This is a genomic window from Serratia sp. Res13-Sevr-LER1-36-b, from assembly GCF_015673035.1.
GTDB classification, from domain to species: Bacteria; Pseudomonadota; Gammaproteobacteria; order Enterobacterales; family Enterobacteriaceae; genus Chania; species Chania fonticola_C.
Window position 1 is genome coordinate 34,885 of sequence record NZ_JADACK010000005.1, and the last position, 23,486, is coordinate 58,370.

At 43.4% G+C, this 23,486-nt stretch carries 18 protein-coding genes; 13 read left to right on the forward strand and 5 right to left on the reverse strand.

Annotated features, from left to right (window positions below):
• Nucleotides 1–11 precede the first annotated feature (11 nt).
• The 4 genes from IMQ33_RS01265 to IMQ33_RS01280 form a co-directional block, all read right to left on the reverse strand.
• Nucleotides 12–1,001 (reverse strand): ABC transporter permease, encoded by a 990-nt coding sequence (locus IMQ33_RS01265; protein WP_024528569.1) that lies wholly within the window; start codon nucleotides 999–1,001, stop codon nucleotides 12–14.
• Nucleotides 998–2,488 (reverse strand): sugar ABC transporter ATP-binding protein, encoded by a 1,491-nt coding sequence (locus IMQ33_RS01270; protein ID WP_196062635.1) that lies wholly within the window; start codon nucleotides 2,486–2,488, stop codon nucleotides 998–1,000. The genes IMQ33_RS01265 and IMQ33_RS01270 overlap by 4 nt, the downstream gene beginning before the upstream one ends.
• 172 nt (nucleotides 2,489–2,660) lie before the next feature.
• Entirely contained in the window at nucleotides 2,661–3,578 is a 918-nt protein-coding gene (locus IMQ33_RS01275; RefSeq protein ID WP_024528571.1) for a substrate-binding domain-containing protein, read from the reverse strand.
• A gap of 133 nt (nucleotides 3,579–3,711) precedes the next feature.
• Complete coding sequence (locus tag IMQ33_RS01280) at nucleotides 3,712–4,779, reverse strand: alcohol dehydrogenase catalytic domain-containing protein (protein ID WP_024528572.1); 1,068 nt, start codon at nucleotides 4,777–4,779, stop codon at nucleotides 3,712–3,714.
• A 569-nt stretch (nucleotides 4,780–5,348) separates the two neighbouring features.
• Here IMQ33_RS01280 and dcuC point away from each other — a divergent pair.
• Entirely contained in the window at nucleotides 5,349–6,704 is a 1,356-nt protein-coding gene (gene dcuC, locus IMQ33_RS01285) for an anaerobic C4-dicarboxylate transporter DcuC (RefSeq protein ID WP_024528573.1), read from the forward strand.
• Between the two features lie 76 nt (nucleotides 6,705–6,780).
• On the opposite strand, the gene IMQ33_RS01290 is transcribed toward dcuC, so the two are convergent.
• A complete protein-coding gene (locus IMQ33_RS01290; protein ID WP_196062636.1) occupies nucleotides 6,781–8,367 on the reverse strand; it encodes a TerC family protein in 1,587 nt (528 codons plus the stop codon).
• Nucleotides 8,368–9,034: 667 nt separating this feature from the next.
• On the opposite strand from IMQ33_RS01290, the gene galU (IMQ33_RS01295) reads away from it, so the two are divergent.
• From galU (IMQ33_RS01295) to wcaJ, 12 genes are all read left to right on the forward strand, one after another.
• Entirely contained in the window at nucleotides 9,035–9,934 is a 900-nt protein-coding gene (galU, locus tag IMQ33_RS01295; RefSeq protein ID WP_196062637.1) for a UTP--glucose-1-phosphate uridylyltransferase GalU, read from the forward strand.
• Between the two features lie 46 nt (nucleotides 9,935–9,980).
• A complete protein-coding gene (gene galU / locus IMQ33_RS01300; RefSeq protein WP_161739093.1) occupies nucleotides 9,981–10,877 on the forward strand; it encodes a UTP--glucose-1-phosphate uridylyltransferase GalU in 897 nt (298 codons plus the stop codon).
• 306 nt (nucleotides 10,878–11,183) lie between these two features.
• The gene (locus IMQ33_RS01305) at nucleotides 11,184–12,320 is read left to right on the forward strand and encodes a polysaccharide export protein (RefSeq protein WP_098927954.1); all 1,137 of its coding nucleotides are present in this window, start codon (nucleotides 11,184–11,186) and stop codon (nucleotides 12,318–12,320) included.
• A gap of 3 nt (nucleotides 12,321–12,323) precedes the next feature.
• A complete protein-coding gene (locus tag IMQ33_RS01310) occupies nucleotides 12,324–12,755 on the forward strand; it encodes a protein tyrosine phosphatase (protein ID WP_098927952.1) in 432 nt (143 codons plus the stop codon).
• A gap of 15 nt (nucleotides 12,756–12,770) precedes the next feature.
• Complete coding sequence (wzc, locus tag IMQ33_RS01315) at nucleotides 12,771–14,951, forward strand: tyrosine-protein kinase Wzc (RefSeq protein ID WP_196062638.1); 2,181 nt, start codon at nucleotides 12,771–12,773, stop codon at nucleotides 14,949–14,951.
• Between the two features lie 97 nt (nucleotides 14,952–15,048).
• Nucleotides 15,049–16,314, forward strand: coding sequence for an oligosaccharide flippase family protein (locus tag IMQ33_RS01320; RefSeq protein ID WP_196067742.1), 1,266 nt, complete (start codon nucleotides 15,049–15,051; stop codon nucleotides 16,312–16,314).
• Entirely contained in the window at nucleotides 16,301–17,497 is a 1,197-nt protein-coding gene (locus tag IMQ33_RS01325; protein WP_192958275.1) for a polysaccharide pyruvyl transferase family protein, read from the forward strand. Before IMQ33_RS01320 ends, IMQ33_RS01325 begins: the two co-directional genes overlap by 14 nt.
• Complete coding sequence (locus tag IMQ33_RS01330) at nucleotides 17,494–18,801, forward strand: hypothetical protein (RefSeq protein WP_196067743.1); 1,308 nt, start codon at nucleotides 17,494–17,496, stop codon at nucleotides 18,799–18,801. The genes IMQ33_RS01325 and IMQ33_RS01330 overlap by 4 nt, the downstream gene beginning before the upstream one ends.
• A 24-nt stretch (nucleotides 18,802–18,825) precedes the next feature.
• Nucleotides 18,826–19,671 (forward strand): glycosyltransferase, encoded by an 846-nt coding sequence (locus tag IMQ33_RS01335; protein WP_196067744.1) that lies wholly within the window; start codon nucleotides 18,826–18,828, stop codon nucleotides 19,669–19,671.
• Between the two features lie 37 nt (nucleotides 19,672–19,708).
• On the forward strand, nucleotides 19,709–20,791 hold the full coding sequence (locus IMQ33_RS01340) for a glycosyltransferase family 4 protein (protein ID WP_196067745.1): 1,083 nt from the start codon (nucleotides 19,709–19,711) through the stop codon (nucleotides 20,789–20,791).
• 8 nt (nucleotides 20,792–20,799) lie between these two features.
• Nucleotides 20,800–21,900, forward strand: a complete 1,101-nt coding sequence (locus IMQ33_RS01345; protein ID WP_196062897.1) for a DUF1972 domain-containing protein — start codon at nucleotides 20,800–20,802, stop codon at nucleotides 21,898–21,900.
• 190 nt (nucleotides 21,901–22,090) lie between these two features.
• Nucleotides 22,091–23,485, forward strand: coding sequence for an undecaprenyl-phosphate glucose phosphotransferase (gene wcaJ / locus IMQ33_RS01350; protein WP_098931682.1), 1,395 nt, complete (start codon nucleotides 22,091–22,093; stop codon nucleotides 23,483–23,485).
• Nucleotide 23,486 lies beyond the last annotated feature (1 nt).

Consider the following 23,486-nt stretch of genomic DNA (forward strand, 5'->3'; position numbering starts at 1 on the left):
TTCTCCCTAGCTTATTTACGGCGGCTGGAACTGAGGTAGATAGCGGCGAGGATAATGCCACCCTTGACCACGTTCTGGATGTAAGGCGATACGCTCATCAGGTTGAGGCCGTTATTCAGTACGCCAAGCATCATGGCGCCTACCAGAGTGCCGATAATGGCGCCTCTGCCTCCGGAGATGGCGGCCCCACCAAGCACTACGGCGGCGATGGCATCCAGTTCAAAACCTTCACCGGCGTTGGGCTGCCCGCTCATCAGGCGTGAAGTGAGTACCAAGCCAGCCAGTGCGGCGGTTGTTCCGCTCACCACATACACCAAGACTTTGTAGCGAGGTACGCGAATACCGCTCAGGCGCGCGGCTTCTTCGTTGCCGCCAATGGCGTAGACATAGCGGCCAAACGGCAGGTGGTTAAGCATCAGGTAGGCCAGAATATAAACGCCGACCATGATCAGCACCGGTACTTGAATACCCAATACGGAACCGCGGCCGAAGAAGGAAAACATGTCTGGTAAGCCAGAAATCGGATAGCCGCCGGTGTACAGCAACGCCAAACCACGGGCGATACCCATTGAGGCGAGGGTGACGATAATCGGTGGCATGCGCAGATAGGCAATGCAGGCACCGTTGGCCAGGCCAAACAGGGCACCAATCACCAACGCGGCGACCATGGCCAGAGGAATAGGGATCCCTCCCAACATTAAGCCAGCGGCAATTGAGCCAGACAGTGCCATCACTGGCCCGACCGAGAGATCGATGCCCCCAGTCAGGATTGCGCAGGTCATGCCCACGGCAATAATGGCGTTGATCGACACCTGGCGTGCCACGTTGGTCAGGTTGTTGACCGTCAGGAAGCTGTCATTAAGCCCACTCATCAGCAGGAACAGAATGGCGAAGCCGATAAAAGGCAGCATCGCGGGGTGGTGCAGCAACTTCTCCCAGCGCTTGCCGAGGCTCTGCTTCTGGGCTGCGTGGGTAGGTGGGGATTGTTCAATTCCGATCATAATGCACTCCCGGTTGCATGAAGCATGATGTTATGAGATTCGATTTCATCCCCTGCCAATTCGGCAACAATGTGGCCGCCACGGAACACCAGCACGCGATCGCAAACGCCGATAATTTCCGGTAATTCGGACGAAATCATGATGATAGAAATGCCTTTCTGCGTGAGCTGTTGCATCAGCTGATAGATTTCGGATTTAGCGCCGACGTCAATGCCACGGGTAGGCTCATCAAAAATAAGGATGTTGCAGTCATTGTTCAGCCAGCGGGCAATGACCACTTTTTGCTGGTTGCCGCCGCTCAGGGTGCTGACGGCGGTATCCGCATCCGGGGTTTTCACGCCTACCGCACGGATCAGCCGCTGAACGATATCGTCGTCCTTGCGGGCGTTAACGAATATCTTGCCGAACCGCTCGTGGCGGTTGAGGGTGATGTTCTGTGCTACGGAAAAAGGCAGCACCAGCCCTTCGGTTTTACGGCTCTCCGGCAGCAGGCCAATGCCTTGCTTCAATGCCAAAGCCGGGTTACGCAGCGTGGTTGGTCGCCCACTAAGGCTGACCTGCTTGCGATAGCAGGTGCTGGCACCGATCAGCGCGGAGACCGTCTCGGTACGGCCCGAGCCCACTAATCCGGCAAATCCCAGGATCTCGCCTTTGAACAGGTGGAAGCGATCTTCCTGCTGATGCTTGGTGCGCTGAATGGTGGCTTCCAGCAGGCGAACCGAAGTATCGACAGGGTGCGATTTCACCGGGAAGGCATTTTCGATTTTGCGTCCGACCATCAGCTTCACGAGTTCATCCACGTTGGTATCGGCCGTGGGCAGCGTTTGCACATAGGTGCCGTCGCGTAAGACGGTGATCTGATCGCAGATGGTGAAGATTTCATCCAGGTGGTGCGAGATGAAAATCATGCCGACGCCCAGCAGTTTCAGATCGTTCATGACGCTGAACAGGTGATCGGCTTCACCCGGCGTCAGGGTGGCGGTAGGCTCATCCAGCACCAGCACGCGGGCGTCCAGTGACAGCGCCTTGGCAATCTCGACAAACTGTTGCTGCGCCACGCTCAACTGCGCCACCGGGCAATCCAGATCGATATTCACCGTCAGCCGTTTGAAAATAGCCTCGGCTTTTTTGCGCATGGCTTTGCGATCTAATAATCCCCAGCGGTTCTTGATTTCCCGGTTGAGGAAAATATTGTCCAGGGCGTTCATATAAGGAATAAGCGAGAATTCCTGAAATATGATCCCCACTCCTGCGTTAATGGCCTGCCGATAATTATCAAACTGGCGGCTGGTACCCTCCATGATTATTTCGCCAGAATCCGGTTGGTGAATACCACACAGGATTTTCACCAACGTCGATTTACCGGCTCCGTTTTCCCCTAGCAAGGCGTGTATTTGGCCGTGTTGAATGGTGAGGTCAATACCGTCCAACGCCTTCACGCCCGGAAAGGACTTCTTGATCTGTTTTAATTCTAATAACGCCGTCACGGTTAACTCCTTCGGGTTTTATACCCACCGTTGCAAAATGGGTCGGGTACAAACCTCAACCGGCTCGTTGTGTTATAGGGGCGCCGTATTTTGCGCCCGCTTTGATAATCAATGCGTTGGTTTACACATTCAGCAGCATTGCCGCGTGGTCATCAAACTCGAGGCCGGGCGTTTACCAGCTAAAACCTTTGGCGTTGCTGCTGTCGATCAGTTTCACTTTCACCGGAATGGTGCTTGGCACGTTGGCACCCCAATGGCGGGCCAGCGCAATCCCTAAGGCGATACGGGCCTGGTCGCGAGGGAACTGTGCTGAGGTGGCGATAAACGGTGAGCCAGGTTTCAGGATCTCCTTAATCGCTTCAGGCTGGCCATCGACGCTGACCAACTTGACCTTGGCACCGTTACTCTCAATGGCTGCCAATGCACCCAGGGCACCTACGTCGTTGACGCTAAAGATACCGGCCAGGTCGGGAGTGGATTGCAGCATGTTTTCGGTTACTGTCAGTGCGGTATCACGCTCTTGCTTGCCGTTCTGCTTAGTGACAATCTGCATTTCTGGGTGCTTTTTAATGGCATCCTCAAAACCACGGACGCGTTCCAGGATCGGCACCACCGGGATACCGTCCAGGATCGCTACTTTGCCCTTGTTGCCCAGGGATTTGGCCAGGTATTCCCCCGCCTGGAAACCGGCATCATAGTTTTCCGAACCGACAAAGGAATCCAACGGGCCTTCGGCCTGGGCATCGATTGCCACGACCACCGCCCCGGCCTTATGGGCCGAGATCACCGCCGACTGCACGCCAACCGAATCTGTTGGGTTAATCAGTAAAATATCGACTTTCTTTTGCAGCATATCTTCCACATCATTAATCTGTTTTGAGACGTCATGATGGGCATCCGCAATATACAGCTTGGCGCCAATATCACCGGCAGCCTGCTCTAATGCCTGTTTCATGGAGACAAAATAGTCGTTATTCATTTCCTGGAATGAAACGCCAATGGTGATCTGTTTGGCTAATGCCGATTGGCTGGCCAGCAGCATGCCACCGGCGAGCATTACGGGTAAGGTTTTCTTGAATAATGAAAACATAGTTTATTCTCCTGTTGTAGGGGCGGTGTCTTTCTTTCAGTGTTATTTATAATAATTAGGTGGTTATCGGCCAGAAGTCGGCCTCGCTATAAAAGCGCGTTGTCATTATTTGCTTAAAACTAATCACTCAATATTAAGGAACCAAAATAACCTTAATGGAATCCGTTGAATCAGCCAGGGCGAATGCCTGATCCCATTCGTTTAATGAATAACTGTGGGTTACTACACCTTTGGAGGTCACCAGACCGCGTTCAAAAAGGTCGATGGCAATTTCATAGCTGTAAGGTGCCAGGTGCGCACCGCGAATATCCAACTCTTTGCGATCGCCGATGATTGACCAGTCTACGGTCGTTTCTTTGCCAAATACGCTGAACTCGACAAAGCGGCCGAGCTTACGGATCATCTGCAATCCTTGGGTCACGCCGATCGGTGCGCCGGTTGCTTCGATGTAAACATCACAGCCGTAGCCATCGGTTAACGCTTTGACGATTTTATCGGCGTCTTCCTTGAGCGGGTTGATGACCACGTCGGCACCGAACGCTTTTGCCAGCTCCAAACGTTCGTCGATGGCGTCGATCACGATCAGCTTTTTCGGCGTCTTCAGCTTGGCAACTTGCACCATACACAGACCCAGCGGCCCGGCACCGGCCAGCACCACAACGTCGTCTAACTGGATATCCCCACGGGCAACGGTGTGAATGGCACAGGCCATCGGCTCGATCAGCACGGCATCTTCATGGCTGAGGCTTTCCGGGATCTTGTGCACGATGGCATTGGCGGAAAAACGCATGTATTCCGACATACCCCCCTCGGCCACGTCCTTTTGGAAGCCGTAGATATTGTGCGTCTCGCACATCCAATAGCTGCCGGACTTACAGTAACGGCATTCCCAGCAGGGCACGATCTGCTCGGCAATGACGCGTTCGCCAATCTTGTACTTCTGCTCTGTGCCTTCCCCCATGGCAACAATGCGGCCATAAAATTCGTGGCCGGGCACGACTGGCGGTTTTACCCAAGGGTTTTCACCCCAAAACATCTGGGCACCGTTTTTACATTTACAATCGCCGGCACAGATCCCGCAGCCTTCAACCTTGATCACCAACTCCTTGGCTTTAGGTAGCGGGGTAGGGACTTGTTCAAACCGGTAATCCTGCGGGCCGTGGCAAACTACCGCGCTCATCTTTTCGGGTAACTGACTCATTTTCCTCTCCATTATCAGGCTAGATAGCGATACGAAATCAATGTTAACGTTGTCATTTTTAAGGAAATAAAAAGGTAAAATTTTATTTAAGTTAAATTATTCATGATGTTATAAATTTATTTTAACTCTTGGTTAAAAATGACAACGTGAACATTCGCGATCATATAACCAAACTGGAGAAAACATTTGTTTGATCAAACTCACACATCGTTAACATCTGGCGTAAAGATTCTACAAATTCAGATCATGATCACAATGTTATGTCGGATGTATGTAAGATCGGGGGCGAGGTAGTCATTTAATTTATTGAAATTAAATCAATTATTATCCGGCTTGATGGCATGTTTGCTTGCTCTGGGCTGTCTGGCTGCGGCTTCAGTTATCTACTTGCAAAGAGGAAGGGGATCGCCAAAGCGAGCTGGCTTGAAATTTCACGATTTGTTGATAGTTTCCCCCCGTAACATTGATGAATGTCATAATATCTTGTAGTGCTTTTCGGCAGAGTGTGGCGTTATTCGGCTGCTATCGGGCGATGAGCTGAAGTAAAATAATTAAATCGAGGAATAACAATGGAACTTCTGATTGGAGCCTTGGTAGCGGTGTTCGTTGGCCGTTACATCATCAAGGGCTATTCTGCCACTGGGGTATTAATGGTTGGCGGCCTGGTGCTGCTGGCGGTGAGTGCATTTATGGGCAAAAATCTGCTGCCCGCCAGTGCGACTTCGACCGGGTGGCGCGCCACCGATATTTTCGAATATGTCAAAATCCTGCTGATGAGCCGCGGTGGCGATCTCGGCATGATGATCATGATGCTGTGTGGCTTCGCCGCCTATATGACGCACATTGGCGCCAATGACGTGGTGGTCAAGCTGGCCTCCCGCCCATTGCAGATGATCAACTCCCCGTATTTGCTGATGATTGCGGCCTACTTTGTTGCCTGCCTGATGTCACTGGCTGTCTCTTCGGCGACAGGGCTGGGCGTGCTACTGATGGCAACGCTGTTCCCGCTGATGGTTAACGTGGGGATCAGCCGTGGCGCGGCAGCGGCTATCTGTGCTTCTCCAGCAGCTATTATCCTTTCGCCTACTTCGGGTGATGTGGTGCTGGCAGCCAAGGCGGCCGAAATGCCGCTGGTGGATTTCGCCTTCAAAACCACGCTGCCGATCTCCATCGCCGCCATTATCTGCATGGCGATTGCCCACTTCTTCTGGCAGCGCTATCTCGACCGTAAAGCCAACGAACAGCACCACATCATGGACGTGAGTGAAATCACAACCAACGCCCCCGGTTTTTACGCCATCTTGCCGTTTACTCCGATCCTGGGGGTGCTGGTCTTTGATGGTAAATGGGGGCCGGAGCTGCACATCATTACCGTGTTGGTGATTTGTATGTTCATGGCCGCGGTGATCGAGTTTATCCGCAGCTTCAATGCCAAAACGGTGTTTGCTGGTTTAGAAGTGGCTTACCGTGGCATGGCCGATGCGTTTGCCAGCGTGGTGATGCTGTTGGTCGCGGCTGGGGTATTTGCCCAAGGCTTGAGCACCGTTGGCTTTATCAGCGGCTTGATCAGCCTGGCACAGTCGTTTGGCACCGGTGGGATAATCATGATGTTGGTGCTGGTGGTGATCACCATGCTGGCGGCGATGACGACCGGCTCTGGTAATGCGCCGTTCTATGCGTTTGTTGAACTGATCCCGAAACTGGCGGCACAGATGGGGGTTAACCCGGCTTACCTGGTGATCCCGATGCTGCAAGCTTCCAACCTGGGCCGTACGCTCTCGCCGGTTTCTGGCGTGGTCGTTGCGGTTTCCGGCATGGCAAAAATCTCACCGTTCGAAGTGGTGAAACGCACCTCGGTACCGGTGATTGTCGGGCTGGTGGTGGTGATTGTGGCGACGGAGTTGCTGGTGCCTGTGCACCTGTAAGCTATGCAGGTGGGGCTGCATGCAACCCCCGTTTGACATCAATGCTGGGCACCTCAAGCGGGTGCCCAGCAAAGATTTACTCTTCGTCCTCTTCGTTAGGTGTCACTAACGGCGTGATCTTCACCTTCACGATGCGGTGGCTACTGATTTCCAACGGTTCAAACAGATAGTCGCCAATCTTCAGCTGTTCCCCTTCGCGTGGAATGCGCTGGCAATGCTCCATCAGCAACCCTGCCAAGGTATGATATTCCCGCTTTTCTTCTATCTGCAGTGGCACATACAGCACCAGATCTTCCAGCGGCATATGGCCATTGGCAATCCAGTAACCTTCGCTGGTTTGCTGGATATCATGGCGTGCATCAACCTCTTCATCGGCCTCTGGCAGATTACCGGCGATGGTTTCCATCACGTCGGTTAACGTCACCACACCTTCGACCGAACCAAACTCATCCACCACAAATGCAAAGTGGGTTTTGGCCTGGCGGAACTGTTCCAGCGCAGACAGCAACGTTAACTGCTCCGGGAAGATCAGCGGCTGGCGCACCAAAGCCCGCAGATCCAGCGGTGATTGCTGCAACTGTTGTTTCAGCACGTCGATGGTGTGGATCACGCCTAATGGCTCATCGCTGGCGCTATTTTCTGTTACCACGATGCGCGTATGCTGGTTTTTCTCCAACAGCTGCGTCAACTTATCCAGCGGGCCGTTAAGCCCAAGGTATTCCACATCGTGCCGCGAAGTCATGATACTGCTAACGGTGCGCTGTGCCATGCCCAGCACCCGCTCGATCATATGGCGTTCCTGCTGGTTGAAGATTTCACCATTTTCGTTATAGCTGTCTGCCAGCAGATGTGCCGAATGGCTGTCGATCTCGGCCTCTTCATGCTTGCCGCTTAACATGCGCAATACGGCTTCTGCGGTACGCTCACGCAAAGGCCGCACCTTGGAAAGAAAACGGCGGCGGTTAAATTGGGCAAACTGGTTCAAAGCTTCGATCATCACCGAGAAACCGATCGCCGCGTAGAGATAGCCCTTCGGAATGGCATAGCCAAAGCCTTCTGCCACCAGGCTGAAACCAATCATCAGCAAGAAGCTGAGGCACAGAATAACAATGGTGGGGTGGGCATTCACAAAGCGCGTGAGCGGTTTGCTGGCCAGCAACATCAAACCAATGGCGATACACACCGCGATCATCATCACGGCCAGATGATCGACCATCCCGACTGCGGTGATCACCGAATCCAGCGAGAAGACGGCATCCAGCACCACAATTTGCGCGACCACCGGCCAGAAACGCGCTCCTTTGCGTGACCCATGGTGTTCCTCGTCTTTACCCTCCAGCCGCTCGTTCAGCTCCATGGTGGCTTTAAACAGCAGGAAGATACCACCGACCAGCATTATCAGGTCGCGGCCACTGAAAGCGTGCCCCATGGCCACAAACAGCGGTTTGGTCAGGGTAGCTAGCCAGGATATAGAGGCAAGCAGCGCCAGGCGCATCAGCAACGCCAGTAAAAGACCGACAACGCGGGCTTTATCACGTTGTTTTTTAGGTAATTTCTCCGCCAAAATGGCGATAAAGATCAGGTTGTCAATGCCCAGTACGATTTCCAGTACAACCAGGGTGGCCAAGCCGGCCCAAATTGTTGGATCTGCGATCCATTCCATACGCCTAATTTCACCTTTTAGTTCGACGGCTTATGCCGCATTGAGAATGATGGACGCTGAAGGAGGGGATTTCAACACTAAATCCGCATGAGGTGCGGGTAATCTATGCTAGTAGAATAATTAAACAGTGTCAGGATTTTGTCATTGGAGGTAAGCACCAGAAAACATAGAACAAATAGCTGCTTATAAATCCTACGCTTAGATAATCACCATTATAATCAATTTGTTATAAAGTAGTTAAACGAGTAAAATCTTAAAAATCGCGTATCCTTAGTAGTCTTATTCTGAAAAGGTCTTAATGAAGCCACTAAGACTTGTTTCACCGGGTCAATAGTATAAGAATCTTAGCATCCTATAAATGATAGCAAGACTGACCACTTGGCCAGGAAGGCATAGCCTTTTCCCTACACTGCGACTTGCCTCTCATTAAATTCTGAGTAGAACCTAAGGCTCATCTACGAGCGTGGAGTTGATTGCACGCTTGTCAGTTCAAACATTGTCTACAGTGCATTGGTAGCTGCAAGCCAAGGGCGGTAGCGTGCCTAAAACGTCACTTTACGATTGTAATCAATTGATTTTTAAAGTTAAAAATTCATTGAGACGTTAGGGGTAACCACTTTTCCTGGCTCTGTTACACTTACTTGTTATTTGTCGGTGGAAAAAATTCATGCAAAAAAGATTGAAGGCCGTTATCCCAGTAGCAGGTTTGGGCACGCGTATGCTGCCCGCAACCAAGGCGATCCCTAAAGAAATGCTGCCTGTGGTCGATAAGCCATTGATTCAGTACATCGTGAGCGAATGCGTTGCGGCTGGCATCAAGGATATCGTACTGGTTACGCACTCATCGAAAAACGCGATCGAAAACCACTTTGATACTTCCTTTGAGCTGGAAGCGACGTTGGAAGCTCGAGTAAAACGCCAACTGCTTGCGGAAGTACAAAGTATCTGCCCGCCAGATGTGACGGTGATGCAAGTGCGCCAAGGGCAAGCCAAAGGACTGGGTCACGCGGTGTTATGCGCTCAACCGATGATTGGGGATAACCCATTTGTGGTGCTGCTGCCGGACGTGTTATTGGATGAATCTACCGCTGATCTGCAGAAAGAAAACTTGGCCAAAATGATCCAGCGCTTCGAGCAAACCGGCTTTAGCCAGATTATGGTTGAGCCAGTGCCAGAAGAGGACGTTTCAAAATACGGTGTGGTCGATTGCGGTGGTGTGGCGTTAGCCGCTGGTGCAAGTACGCCAATGACTGCGGTGGTAGAGAAACCTGCGCGGGAAGATGCGCCATCTAACCTGGCCGTAGTGGGGCGGTATGTCCTCTCAGCCGATATCTGGCCGTTGCTGGAGAAAACGCCTCCGGGAGCTGGCGATGAAATCCAACTGACCGACGCCATTGCCATGCTGATGGAGCAGGAAACGGTAGAAGCTTTCCATATGAGCGGCAAATCCCACGACTGTGGTGACAAACTGGGCTATATGAAGGCGTTTGTACAGTATGCCCTGCGCCACCCTTCCGAAGGCGAAAACTTCACCCAGTGGATGAAACAGACCCTGAACAGCAAGTAATTGCCCTAGCCGGTTAGCACGACCACAAGATTTTAAGAGGAACACCATGTCGAAGAAGTTGAAAGCCGTCATTCCTGTTGCTGGTCTGGGTATGCGCATGTTGCCTGCGACCAAAGCGATCCCAAAAGAGATGCTGCCGATCGTTGATAAGCCGTTGATCCAATATATCGTCAACGAATGCGTGGCTGCCGGGATCAAGGAAATCATTCTGGTTACCCACTCCTCCAAGAACGCGATCGAAAACCATTTCGATACGTCTTATGAGCTTGAGGCGATGCTTGAAGCGCGCGTGAAGCGTCAGTTGCTGGATGAAGTTAAATCCATCACGCCGAAGGGCGTAACCCTGATGCACATTCGCCAAGGACAACCGAAAGGATTGGGGCATGCGGTACTGTGTGCCAAACCATTGGTAGGTGATTCACCTTTCGTGGTGGTGCTGCCGGACGTGCTGCTGGATGACGCCAAGGCGGATATGCACAAAGACAACCTGGCGCATATGATTGCCCGCTTCGAAGATAACGGGCTAAGCCAGGTACTGGTGCAGCCAGCGGATGAAAATGTGCTGCATGACTACTCAGTGGCAGAATGTGAGACAACTACCCTGCAACCAGGGGAAAGTTCACGCATGACGTCGATCATTGAGAAGCCAAGCCGTGAAGTGAAACTGAAATCCAATTATTCTGCTGTAGGCCGTTATGTGCTCTCTGCCGACATCTGGCCGATTTTGGAAAAAACGCAGCCAGGCGCCTGGGGCCGAATTCAACTGACCGATGCGATTGCTGACCTGATGAAACAACAGACGGTAGAAGCGATGGAACTGGTGGGGGAATCGTTCAACTGCGGTGAGAAACTAGGCTATCTCCGGGCTTTTGTGACCTATGGCCTACGCCACCCAACGCAGGGCAAAGCCTTCCGTGAATGGGCCGAGCAGCTAAAATTGTAGTAATTAGTACTGAAAAAGAGCAGAAAAATCTTTATAGTTAGAGGCCTGCGGAAATCTCAGCGGGCCTTTTGACTTGTCCGAGATCGAACGCACATGAAAACACTCCTGGTGCAAGCGCCAGTTTGAGGAAAGCATCTTAGCAGACTCAGGCTCAACGTTTGCTCAATGAGTGCTTTCATGCATGTATCGCTGGATGCCTATACATAGCGCAAACCAAAAATTTTGCTAAGCACCACCCCAAGCGGCCACGGTTGGCCAGGTGTTTAGCGTTGCAAGTTTACTTACTTTGAAAGTGATGAAAATTCGATGGCAAAGAAACAATGGAAGCTGATACCGCTCTTGGTATCGATCAGTGTGATCAGCGGTTGTACCGTGGTTCCAGGTTCACACCTCTCTACCAGCGGGAAAAACGTTGTTAAGCAGGAAGACAGCGATTTTAACCTGAATAAGCTGGTCAATATCTACCCGATGACGCCGAGCCTGGTTGAGAAAATGCGGCCAAAACCGGTCATCGCGCAAACCAACCCAGCGCTGGAACTTGCACTACAGAACTATGAATATCGTATCGGTGTGGGCGATGTGCTTATGGTCACCGTTTGGGATCACCCAGAGCTGACAACCCCGGCCGGCCAATACCGTAGCGCTAGCGACACAGGTAACTGGGTGAATGCCGATGGCACTATCTTCTATCCGTATATTGGCAAGGTGAAGGTTGCCGGGAAAACGGCTAGCCAAGTTCGCAACGATATTGCTGGTCGCTTGGCACAGTATATCGAAAGTCCACAGGTAGATGTGAGCATTGCGGCCTTCCGTTCGCAAAAAGCGTATGTGACAGGTGAAGTGGCAAAATCAGGCCAACAACCGATTACCAACGTGCCGCTAACCGTGATGGATGCGATTAATAATGCGGGTGGCCTTGCTGAGAACGCGGATTGGCGTAATGTAGTGCTAACGCACAATGGTAAAGAGCAGCGTATTTCTCTGCAAGCTTTGATGCAGCAGGGCGATCTGACGCAGAATCATTTGCTCTATCCTGGCGATATTCTTTATATCCCACGTAATGACGGCTTGAAAGTGTTCGTGATGGGGGAAGTGAAAAAACAGTCAACGCTGCGGATGGATAGAAGCGGTATGACGTTAACCGAAGCTCTGGGTAATGCTGAAGGTATGGATCAGGCGATGTCTGATGCGACAGGGGTATTTGTCATCCGGCCTCTGCGTGGTGCTGAAGGAAGTAAAATAGCTAATATCTTCCAATTAAATGCGGCAGATGCTTCGGCGCTGGTTATGGGAACGGAATTCCAGTTACAACCTTACGATATAGTTTATGTAACTACTGCACCGATCGTTCGTTGGAATCGTGTAATTAGTCAGTTAGTGCCAACTATCACAGGTGTGCATGATATAACTGAAACTGTGCGTTATATTAATCAATGGAATTAATTTATGTTTGATTCAATTTTGGTTGTTTGTGTCGGAAATATCTGTCGTTCCCCAATGGGGGAACGATTGTTATTAAAGCATCTACCGAATAAAAGAATTGAGTCGGCCGGGATTTCGGCTGTAGTTGGTAATCCTGCGGATAAAGTAGCCACATCTGTTGCTTTAGAGCATGACCTTTCATTAGAAGGTCATTGTGGTAGACAACTTACGTCGTCTATGTGTAGAGAGTTTGAACTTATTCTAGTTATGGAACAATCACATATTGATAGCGTCTGTCAAATAGCCCCTGAAGTTAGAGGGAAAACGATGCTATTTGGGCATTGGTTAGATAAGCAAGATATTTCTGACCCTTACCGAAAAAGCCGAGAAATCTTTGAAGCAGTTTATCAGTTAATTGATAGGTCTGCATCATTGTGGGCTAAAGCACTAATTTAGTTGATTGGAATCGTGATGACAAATAAAATTCAAATGGCAAATGTTGAAACGAACGAAGATATAGATATAGGCCGCTATATCGGGGCTTTGATTGACTCGAAGTGGCTGATTCTTGGAGTAGTGTGTACCTTTTTATTTTTTAGCATTCTTTATTCAATACTAGCCACCCCAATATATCGTGCTGAAGCCTTAATACAAGTTGAACAAAATGTAGGCAATTCTATTTTAAACGATATATCCCAGATGTTACCTTCGAATCAACCAGCTTCAGCAGCTGAAATTGAACTTATCAAATCTAGAATGGTTATTGGTAAAACCATAGATGAACTTAAATTAGATACAGTTGTAGATGAGAAGTTCTTTCCAATAATTGGAAAGAGGTTAGCGAAGTTATTTGATGAGGATAAGAGCACTGCGTTAGTAACTCTTTTTGAGGTGCCGACGGAGAATTTGGAATCACCATATCAATTGAAATTTATTGGTAATGGTCAGTTTGTGATAACGGATCCAAATGGAATGGATACGACGGGGCAAATTGGTAAGTTAGTCGATAAGAATAATCTAAAAATTCTAGTAAGTGATATTAGCGCGGATAAAGGGACTGTTTTTAAAATAACCAAGTACTCTAAGCTAGCTGTGTTTAATAAAATATTAGATAATTTCAATGTCGCTGATAAAGGAAAAGACACTGGAATATTAGCATTAACCCTAGATGGAGATGATCCAGATAAAACTAGGGAAATCTTGGAAAGTATAAGCAATAATTATTTGATGCAAAATGTCGATAGAAAATCTGAAGAAGCTGAAAAGAGCTTGATTTTCTTGAATGAGCAATTGCCGAAAATTCGAGATAATTTAAATCAATCTGAAAGTAAACTGAATCAGTATAGACAAGAAAATGACTCTGTAGACTTAACATTGGAAGCTAAGTCTGTATTGGATACTATGGTATCGGTAGAATCACAACTAAATGAGTCAACGTTTAAAGAAGCTGAGATATCGAAATTATATACTAAAGAACATCCATCGTATAAAGCTTTACTTGAGAAAAGAAAAACATTAGAAGACGAAAAGAAAAAATTAGACAAAAGAGTTAGTGGAATGCCTAAAACGCAGCAAGAAATATTGCGTTTGACTCGAGATGTCCAATCGGGGCAAGAAGTTTATATGCAATTGCTCAACAAACAGCAGGAATTGAACATTAGTAAAGCAAGTACTGTTGGTAACGTCAGGATTATCGATGGGGCAATCACCCAACCGAAACCGGTTAAGCCAAATAAAATATTAGTAGTACTAATTATGACAATGGTTGGAGGCGTGCTGTCCGTAGCTTACGTTATTATAAAAACAGCAATGCATAGAGGTATCGAAAGTGCAAGCCAATTAGAAGAGAGAGGAATTAACGTTTACTCAAGCATACCTATCTCGCTTTGGCAAAAGAAAAAAGATAATACATTGGCTATCTTGAACAAAGGTAAGAAAAAAAATGCACGTTCGCATGATTTACTAGCTTACGGAAACCCTAGCGATTTAGCTATTGAAGCTTTGCGGAGCCTGAGAACTAGTTTGCATTTTGCAATGCTTGAGTCTAAGAATAATATTCTCATGATAACGGGGGCCACACCCGCAATTGGTAAAACATTTGTAAGTGCTAACCTAGCTGCAGTGATCAGCCAATCACAACAAAAAGTTTTAATAATTGACGCAGATATGCGAAAAGGCTACCTGCATGAGTTATTTGATGTGAATACTAATACTGGCTTATCAGATGTTCTATCTGGGCGTGTTGACTACACATCAGCTATCAAGCAAACATTTTATTCTGGCGTCGATATACTAACAAGAGGGCAAGTACCACCAAATCCGTCAGAATTGCTCATGAATGCCAGGTTAAGTGAATTAATGATTAGCGTAAGCCAAGACTATGATCTGGTTATTGTCGATACTCCACCGATACTTGCAGTTACAGACGCTGTATTAGTTGGACATCATGTCGGCACATCGCTAATGGTGGCTAAATTTGAAGGTACAACTCTCAAGGAGATCGAAATGAGCTTTAAACGTTTTGAGCAAAACGGTGTTGATATCAAGGGCATTATACTTAATGCTGTTATTAAACGTGCCGCTAGTTATTATGGTTATGGCAACTATGAGTATGTTGACTATAAATATGAAAGTGATGAAACAAAAAAGTAATAGCTATCAGTAACAAAACAGATTGTCGCTGAGAAGTAATTAATTAGAAATTTCTTCTTGGCGACAAAATGAGAATATAAAGAGGTTAGTCTATAAAGTGAAAGTAGAGAATCGCTGGGAAATAGTGATTAGTGGAGGGCTAAGAGTTCTTACATTGGGTAGTAAGCTACTTTTTATTCTAATACTTGGCTGGTCATTGCCATTATCAGAGCTCGGTTTATATGGACTAATGGCCTCGTTTACCAGCTATGCAATTTATTTCATTGGTTTTGAAACACATTCCTATGTGAATCGATTAGGTATAGGTAGCGAACCAGATCACTGGCATTATCTAATATCTAAACAACTGGGCCTATTTGTACTAACTATCGCGTTATTTATTCCATCGGCGTATCTTCTCTCTTTTAGTGGTTTCTTAGATAAAAATTATTTTATATATTTTATACTAATAACTTTAGTTGAACATTTTGGTCAGGAGTCTTACCGTACTCTGATTGCTTTACGAGATCAGTTAGCTGCATCTATACTTTTGTTTGTTAGGAGTGCATTGTGGACGTATATAATAGTCTTATTTGTACTTCTGGGTATGAATGTCAATATTGACTTGATATTTAAATACTGGTTTTCATTTGGTCTTGTAACATCCATCATATCTTATTTATATATATCCATTAAGTTTTGTAATAAAAGAATAGTAATACCTAAAATTAATTTTATATGGATAATTAATGCGTTAAAAACAGCATTCTGGTATTTGCTAGGAACATTGATACTAAGATTTGTTCAGGTTTTTGATAGGTACCTTGTTGGAGTAATTGATACCAAAGATGCTCTAGGATTATATGTTTTCTATACCAGTTTGGCTATATCTGCAGGGGCTGTTTTCATTTTTCTTGGTCCTAGTCGTATTTACCCTCAGCTTATATTAGCTATAAAAGCTGGTGATGGTACCCTTTATCGCCGGATAAAGAAGAAGTTGCTTCTATCAACGATATTTATTTCTACATTATTTTTCGTAGGAATTCCTTTATCCCTTTTAATTGCAGGGGAATTCAGCGATAATCCGCTATTTAAATTAGAGGGAAACTCTGTACTGTTGGGGCTAGTTATGTGCACAATAATTGTTAATGCACTGAACCTTGCACTACAATATATATTGTATTCCCATGGTAAAGATAAAGAGATTTTATATACGAATATCCTATCGTTTTTAATAGCGATATTGTTTTTATGTGGGTGTTGGCTTTTTAATGAAATAATATCAATAACAATTGTTGTCGGTGTTATAATATTCTATATATTAGGCTGTATTTCGAAAGTTATTTATATCAAAGCAATTGAGGATGGTAATGGAAAGTTATAAGATTTTAGGCCCATTTGATAGATACAACTATGGTGATTTACTTTTCCCATTAATACTAGAAGCTTATATAAAGAAATATTCCACTAAGCCTTTCACCGTCGAGTATTATGGCCTGATTTCTAGTGATTTATCACAATTTGGGGCAAAGAAAACTAAGAATATAAAAGATTTTTATTCAGAAATAAAAGATAACGATAAAGTAATCATTGCCGGTGGTGAATCACTATGCACATCTTGGGCCGATCTGTACTCATATCTTGATCCTTCGTTTAACTCATTTTACAAAAACAAATATGTGAGGGCCGTAGATAGACGCGTCGGTGTATTCTCAAATTACGCCAAAGTTAGATGTGGTGGTAAGACACAACGACCATTTACATTCCCAGATCGAATCGAAAAAAGCAAAATTAGTATCTTTGATAATTGTGTTGGTGGTTCTGCGGTGGCAACATGGTCCAATACTAAAGTAGAGGCACTATCAAAGATCTTAATGACCCATACCTCTGTCGGGGTTCGAGATGAAGTTACTTATGAAAAAATAAGAAATATAAATAAGTTGACTAACCTTCATTTGGTGCCTGACTCGGCTACGCTGATGGCTCGCTTGTTATCTAATGAACTTGAAAATACTTGGAAAATATCAAAAATACCAAATTTATTAAATAATAACTATGTGTTCTTCCAAGTGGGAAGCGAAAAAACTGAAAATCTAGATGAGGTATACAGAAACTTAAAGCAACTGCTTAAAGAAACCAACCTAGATCTCGTGCTTTGCCCGATAGGTCATGCATTAGGGCATGAAGATTTTAAACCACTGGCAATTTTAAATAAAAAATTAGCGGAAGAATATCCTCAACGCGTTGTATTTATATATGAGCAAATTCATATTTATGAAATAATGGCCTTAATATCTCAAGCTAGCTTATATATAGGGACAAGCTTACATGGCGCTATTACGTCACTAAGTTTTGGTGTTCCATATGTAACCTTTAATAAGGATATTAAAAAACTGAGTGCATATATAGCAACGTGGGGGGCTGAAAATCTGAAAACACAATATGATGCTAAAGATATCTATATGGCATCTCGCCTTGCGCTTGACATAAGTAGAGAAGATATTTTAAGAGTAACAGAAGGTCATAAAGACTTAGTAGAGTCATTTTTATCCGGACTAGTAAAATGAATTATCTTTTTGAAGCATTATTCTTAATGATATTTATTTTTTTAGCATTGTGTGTACAATCTAACAGAACTGCAGTAAGGAGTATTTTAATTGGGGTTCTGGTTGTTTATCTCTTTATGTACGACTATGTGAATTACTATTTGGGGGTGATATCTGGAACTGAGATTATTATATATAAACTTGGTGTGGAATTTATATTGCTTTCCGCGTTATTTAAGATGTTTTTCTCTAGAAAAATAAGTCGTCCATCATTTAAGTACTTAATGATAGTATCATTGATAGTATTGATTTCAGCTATCTTTGGTTTAGTTGGTGGTGCAACGGCAAAGAGTGTCTATACTGATTTTAGAGATATATTTTCATCTATATTTCTTGCTATTTTATTGGTTATTACGTCAAAAAACCCTGAGGCGGAACTCTCAGTATTCATTAAAGTGTTTTTTGTAATGGCCACGATTAATGGAGTCGTAGCAGTACATGAGTATATAACTTATACAGGTAACTATGAAAGTTTATGGCGTTACCAGTCATTATTAGACTCGAAGTTACGTGTAAATGATAGTTACAACACGGGGCAACTAATTTATCAAATTGTCAGAGATGATAATTTAAGAGCATCAGGATTTTTAATATCTGCATTGATAGCATCATATGTATACGGATTCTTTTTAGTAAAAATAATTTGCGATATCATAATCCTAAAAAAGAAAAACAATATGATGTTCAATATATTTTATTTTTTACTCTATCTCCTTTTTTCGTATGTTACGATGGTAAGGACGGGAGTGCTTATGGTGGTGATTGCATTTGTTATTATATTAATATTTAAGTTAATTTCATCTGATAAATTGAGAAAAATAAGTGCAATTATATTTTCCCTAAGCTTAGTATCATTGCTTTTTTTATATCTATCTTCAGATTTTGAATTTAGCAAAGATGCATCTTCTCAAGGCCGGTTGTTACAGTATGTCACTTTCTTTAATGACTTTACTCCTCTGGGACGTGGTCTTGGTAGTTATCCTGGTGCCTTTGATTCATACTATATTTATACACTGCTTGAGTTAGGGATCGGTGCAATTATTTTCATTTTCGTATTAATCTCACTTGCAACTAGCGTAGCTAAGAATGATGAAGCCGTAAGTAATCAAATGAACAAGCGATTACGACTATGTGTGTTAGTTCAGTTAGCAATATTTCTTTTCGTTTGCAGTTTTCAACATATAGCTGGTTCGGTATATTATACCCTACTGATTTTATATATAGTGTATAACTCGAAATTAAAATATAAAACTAGTGTCAGTTAAAATATAGAGGGTGAAATAAATAATATGGATAAAATAGTATTTTTAGTTGTAATCCATAGTAAAAGTCCCGAGCTGACAAAAACTGTTCAAAGTTATAGGTGTCTGGATTTTAAATCAATACATCTTGATGCAACTTTAGTTATTTGGGACAATTCAGTCAAAGGATTTGGAAATGGATCACTTAACTATAATTCGTCAAAAGAACATTACTTCCATACTGGGAATAATGAAAGGCTCTCTATCGTATATAATAAAGTAATATCAGAATATAGAGATGAAGTTAAATGGCTAGTTATATTAGATGATGACTCTGTGCTTGATCAGGCTTACATTAATAGCCTAGATAGGTTTGTTAAGGAATGCTTTGATAATCCGCTCGTAAATGTAGCGGTACCGAAGATTTATAATAAAGGCTCCATGATTTCGCCAGGTTTTGTAAAAGGGGTGCGAGGCATTGCTCTTAATGATATAGATTCAGGTATCACTGAGCGGAAAGATATAGTTGCAATGATGAGTGGAACCATACTGAACTTGTCATCTTCCTTACCTGAAAAGCCGTTTGATGAACGATTAAGTTTTTATGGTGTAGATACTAAATTTTTTAGAGATACCCTAGCTCAAGGTAATAAACTATATATATTACAAACACAGTTAACACATGACTCGGCTTTGAGGGATACCACGTTATCTTTCAACGATAACTACCCAAGATTAAAAAACTTATTGCTTTCTAAAAAAATTATATTTTCAGATTTACCATTTTTTAAAGTTAGAGTTCTTTGTTACTATTTTTTCTTTACACTAAAAACAATAATAAAGAGAAAAGATTTAAGGTATATAGAACTTTTGAAATTATTTTTAATAAAATAAAGTGTTCGGGAGATATATGAAGAGGAAGGTGCTATGCTTGCATCAAAGTGCAGAGCTCTATGGTTCTGATAGAAGCTTTCTGTCGACAGTTCAAGGAATAGTAGAGAGCAACGATGTAGATATTGTCTTGCCTTTTAATGGTGAATTGTATCCGTTATTAGAAGAATGCTGTGGTTCAGTTTCAGTTTATTCTAAAGGTATTTTACGGAAAAAAGAGGTGAAAAAGCCATTAAGGTATCTAAAAGATACAATTCTTTCTGTATTCCATTATGTTAATGAATACAAAAAATACGATATAGTATATATTAATACTGTTGTTATGCTTTCTGCATTGTTAGCCGCAGTTTTTTTTAGATTTTCAAGTAAAAAAATCATTTGCCATGTTAGAGAAATACCTTCAAATAAGCAAATTTTATTTTTTAAAGCTATTTTTAAACTCGGAAATATAAATTTAATATATAACTCCAATGCGACTAAACATGCATTCAATTTACCTGGTCTGGTTATTTATAATGGTGTTGAGGATATTGGAAATAATAATATAATTGAAAGAAATACCTCAGGTGAGGAAATAAGGTTCTTAGTCATTGGGAGAATAAATACCTGGAAGGGACAACAATTATTTATTGATGCGTTATATGAATATGCAAAAAAATCAAGGCATAAAATTTCAGCTAGAATTGTTGGCAGTCCTTTCGAGGGCTATGAGTATTTAAAAGACGAATTAGAAAAAAGAATCGTTGAACTTGGGTTGCAGGACACTGTTTCACTCATTCCATTCACGAACTTTCCAAATGAGCATTACTTGTGGACAGATTATATTGTTGTACCGTCAATTAAACCTGAGCCATTTGGGCGCGTTGTTGTTGAGGCCTTTTCCGCGGGTAAACCTGCTATTGCTGCAAACCACGGAGGTTTGTCCGAAATTGTTATCAACCAACATGACGGATATTTATTTCAGCCAAATAATAAGGAAGATCTGATTAGTGTTTTTAATCAAATAGATATTACACATGATGAGAAATATTTAATCATGAGCACTAATGCAAGAAAAAATTATGAAAATAAATTTTCTGTTAGAATATATCAAGATGAAATAAAAAAGGCTATCGAAGAATGAGTCCACAGATGAAAAAGTTATCAATCTTAGGTATTAGAGGCATTCCTGCAGCCCATGGCGGTTTTGAAACATTTGCTGAGTATTTATCTCTTTATTTAGTCAGTAAAGGATGGGAGGTGACAGTATATTGTCAAGTAGAAGAGGGAGAGGTTTCAAGCACTGTGTGGAATGGTGTGAATCTTATTAATATACCGGTTAAACAAGGGGGTTCTCTTGGGACGGTTATTTTTGATTTTAAATCTATTGTAGCGTCACTTAAGTCAGATGATATTATTTTAACTTTGGGTTATAATACTGCAATTTTCAATGTTTTACATTCAATAACAAGAAGAAAAAACATCATAAATATGGATGGTATTGAGTGGAAAAGAGACAAATGGGGTAAAGTTGCAAAGGGGTGGTTTTGGATTAATGAACGGCTAGGATGTTGGTTCGGTTCTCATTTAATTGCAGATCATCCAAAAATAAAGACCCATCTAGAAAGTCGAGTGAATAGTGAAAAGATTACCATGATCCCTTATGGTGCAAAATTTATAGATAATGTAGGTAGTGAGTCGTTAAATAAATTAGGTCTTAGAAAAAAAGAATATTTAATCATCATTGCTCGAGCCGAGCCAGAAAACTCTATTCTAGAAATTGTAACGGGCTTTTCTAATCAGAAAAGAGATGTTAAGTTACTTATACTCGGAAATTATGATTTTGTAAATAATAGTTATCATAAACTCATACAAAAGGCAGCAAATGAAGAAGTGATCTTTGCTGGTGCTATCTATGACTCCGCGGTTGTTTCAGAGTTAAGATTTCACGCACTAGCATATATTCACGGGCATCGTGTTGGTGGGACAAACCCTTCATTAGTGGAAGCGTTGGGTGCTGGCAATGCAGTTATAGCCCATGATAATGAATTTAACCGGTGGGTTGTGGGTGAGGAAACAATGTTCTTTTCTGATGCTGAAAGTTGTTCTGAAAAGATTGGAATGATAATATCCAGCCAGGATCTTGCTCAGAGAATGAGACATTCTTCGATATCGAAGTACAGAGCCAATTTCACTTGGGAAAATGTTCTGCAGAGTTATGAGGAACTATTATTAGCATGGGCTAGAAAATAGGTCCTATTAATGGTGATTTCTAGCAATTAAAATTTTAGTCTGTTCTTCTTATATTATATCTCTAGCGCTTTATCTTTCATGTAATGAAGTTAATCAATGATTTTCATTATATGGATAAATACAAGATTATCGTATGTGAATACTATGTATGATCACTCCTATAATAAAGGTTTACTTGGAAATATGCCCTATGAAATATAAAAGAAGTACATTTCGGGCCAATGCATCCATGATATCTATTGTTCAAAGATTCTCAGATATTTTGGTAATGGTATCGATGCTTTATGTTGTCTGTCTTTTTAAGGGTGAGAGTTTTATCTATACACATTGGTTGATGATTTTATCAGCTTTAGTTGTATTTCAGATGCTTGGCGGTGTTACCGATTTTTATCGCTCATGGAGAGGAGTCAGCTTTGGAAATGAAGTGAAGTTGGCTATAAAGAACTGGACACTGTGTATATTAATAACTTCAGGCATTACTTCACTATTTGAACTAATAGATACTGAGTTAGTAACTTACGCGAAATGGTATATATTCGTGTCTTTGGGATTAATATTAAGTCGTTATGCAATCCGACGATTAATTGGGTTTCTTCGTCAACTTGGTTATAACACAAAAAATGTTGCCATACTGGGTACATTGCCTGTTGGTGTAAATTTAGCCCAGGATCTCATTAAGTCACCTTGGCTAGGTTTCAACATAATTGGAGTGTTCTCAAATAGAACGGGTGTTGATTTGCCTGATATGATTCCTTTTGGTGGAAATATTTCGAATCTAGTTGATCAAGCTCGTAAGGGGCTGATAGATACGATATACATCGCTATGCCAATGAGAGATGAAGTTATTATTCAAGAAGTGATTGAAGCTCTAACAGATACTACATGCTCAGTTTTGTTAATTCCTGATGTTCTTGCATTCAATTTGTTGCAGTCTCGTAGTGAAGAGATAAATGGTATACAAATGGTTTCTCTCTTTGATACACCAATGAATGGTCTGAATAGAATTGTCAAGAGAACGGAAGATATAGTTATTTCAATAGGGATTATAATATTTATTCTTCCTGTGCTACTTATTATTTCATTGATGATCAAGTTTACTTCTGAAGGGCCTATTTTATTCAGGCAGACTAGATATGGCATGGATGGTAAGCCTATAAATGTTTGGAAGTTTAGGTCAATGAATGTAATGGAGAATGATGGTTCTATTCAGCAGGCCAAGGTAGGAGATAGCAGAGTCACTTCAATCGGACGGATTTTGAGGAAAACATCTTTAGATGAACTTCCTCAATTTTTCAATGTGCTTTTGGGGGACATGTCTATTGTCGGGCCTCGACCTCACGCGGTAGCGCATAATGAACAGTATAGATCGTTGATTAAAGGTTACATGCTACGCCACAAGGTTAAACCGGGAATTACGGGATGGGCTCAGATAAATGGCTGGCGTGGTGAAACGGATACACTCGAAAAAATGGAGAAAAGGGTTGAGTATGATTTAGACTACATTCGAGATTGGAGCGTCTGGTTAGATCTGAAAATCATATTTCTTACCGTATTTAAAGGATTTGTTAATAAATCAGCGTATTGAC

Coding starts and splice junctions, on each gene's coding strand:
- IMQ33_RS01265 (WP_024528569.1), bottom strand. CDS start 1,001: ATGATCGGAATTGAACAATCCCCACCTACCCACGCAGCCCAGAAGCAG.
- IMQ33_RS01275 (WP_024528571.1), bottom strand. CDS start 3,578: ATGTTTTCATTATTCAAGAAAACCTTACCCGTAATGCTCGCCGGTGGC.
- IMQ33_RS01280 (WP_024528572.1), bottom strand. CDS start 4,779: ATGAGTCAGTTACCCGAAAAGATGAGCGCGGTAGTTTGCCACGGCCCG.
- dcuC (WP_024528573.1), top strand. CDS start 5,349: ATGGAACTTCTGATTGGAGCCTTGGTAGCGGTGTTCGTTGGCCGTTAC.
- IMQ33_RS01290 (WP_196062636.1), bottom strand. CDS start 8,367: ATGGAATGGATCGCAGATCCAACAATTTGGGCCGGCTTGGCCACCCTG.
- galU (WP_196062637.1), top strand. CDS start 9,035: ATGCAAAAAAGATTGAAGGCCGTTATCCCAGTAGCAGGTTTGGGCACG.
- galU (WP_161739093.1), top strand. CDS start 9,981: ATGTCGAAGAAGTTGAAAGCCGTCATTCCTGTTGCTGGTCTGGGTATG.
- IMQ33_RS01305 (WP_098927954.1), top strand. CDS start 11,184: ATGGCAAAGAAACAATGGAAGCTGATACCGCTCTTGGTATCGATCAGT.
- IMQ33_RS01310 (WP_098927952.1), top strand. CDS start 12,324: ATGTTTGATTCAATTTTGGTTGTTTGTGTCGGAAATATCTGTCGTTCC.
- wzc (WP_196062638.1), top strand. CDS start 12,771: ATGACAAATAAAATTCAAATGGCAAATGTTGAAACGAACGAAGATATA.
- IMQ33_RS01325 (WP_192958275.1), top strand. CDS start 16,301: ATGGAAAGTTATAAGATTTTAGGCCCATTTGATAGATACAACTATGGT.
- IMQ33_RS01330 (WP_196067743.1), top strand. CDS start 17,494: ATGAATTATCTTTTTGAAGCATTATTCTTAATGATATTTATTTTTTTA.
- IMQ33_RS01335 (WP_196067744.1), top strand. CDS start 18,826: ATGGATAAAATAGTATTTTTAGTTGTAATCCATAGTAAAAGTCCCGAG.
- IMQ33_RS01345 (WP_196062897.1), top strand. CDS start 20,800: ATGAAAAAGTTATCAATCTTAGGTATTAGAGGCATTCCTGCAGCCCAT.
- wcaJ (WP_098931682.1), top strand. CDS start 22,091: ATGAAATATAAAAGAAGTACATTTCGGGCCAATGCATCCATGATATCT.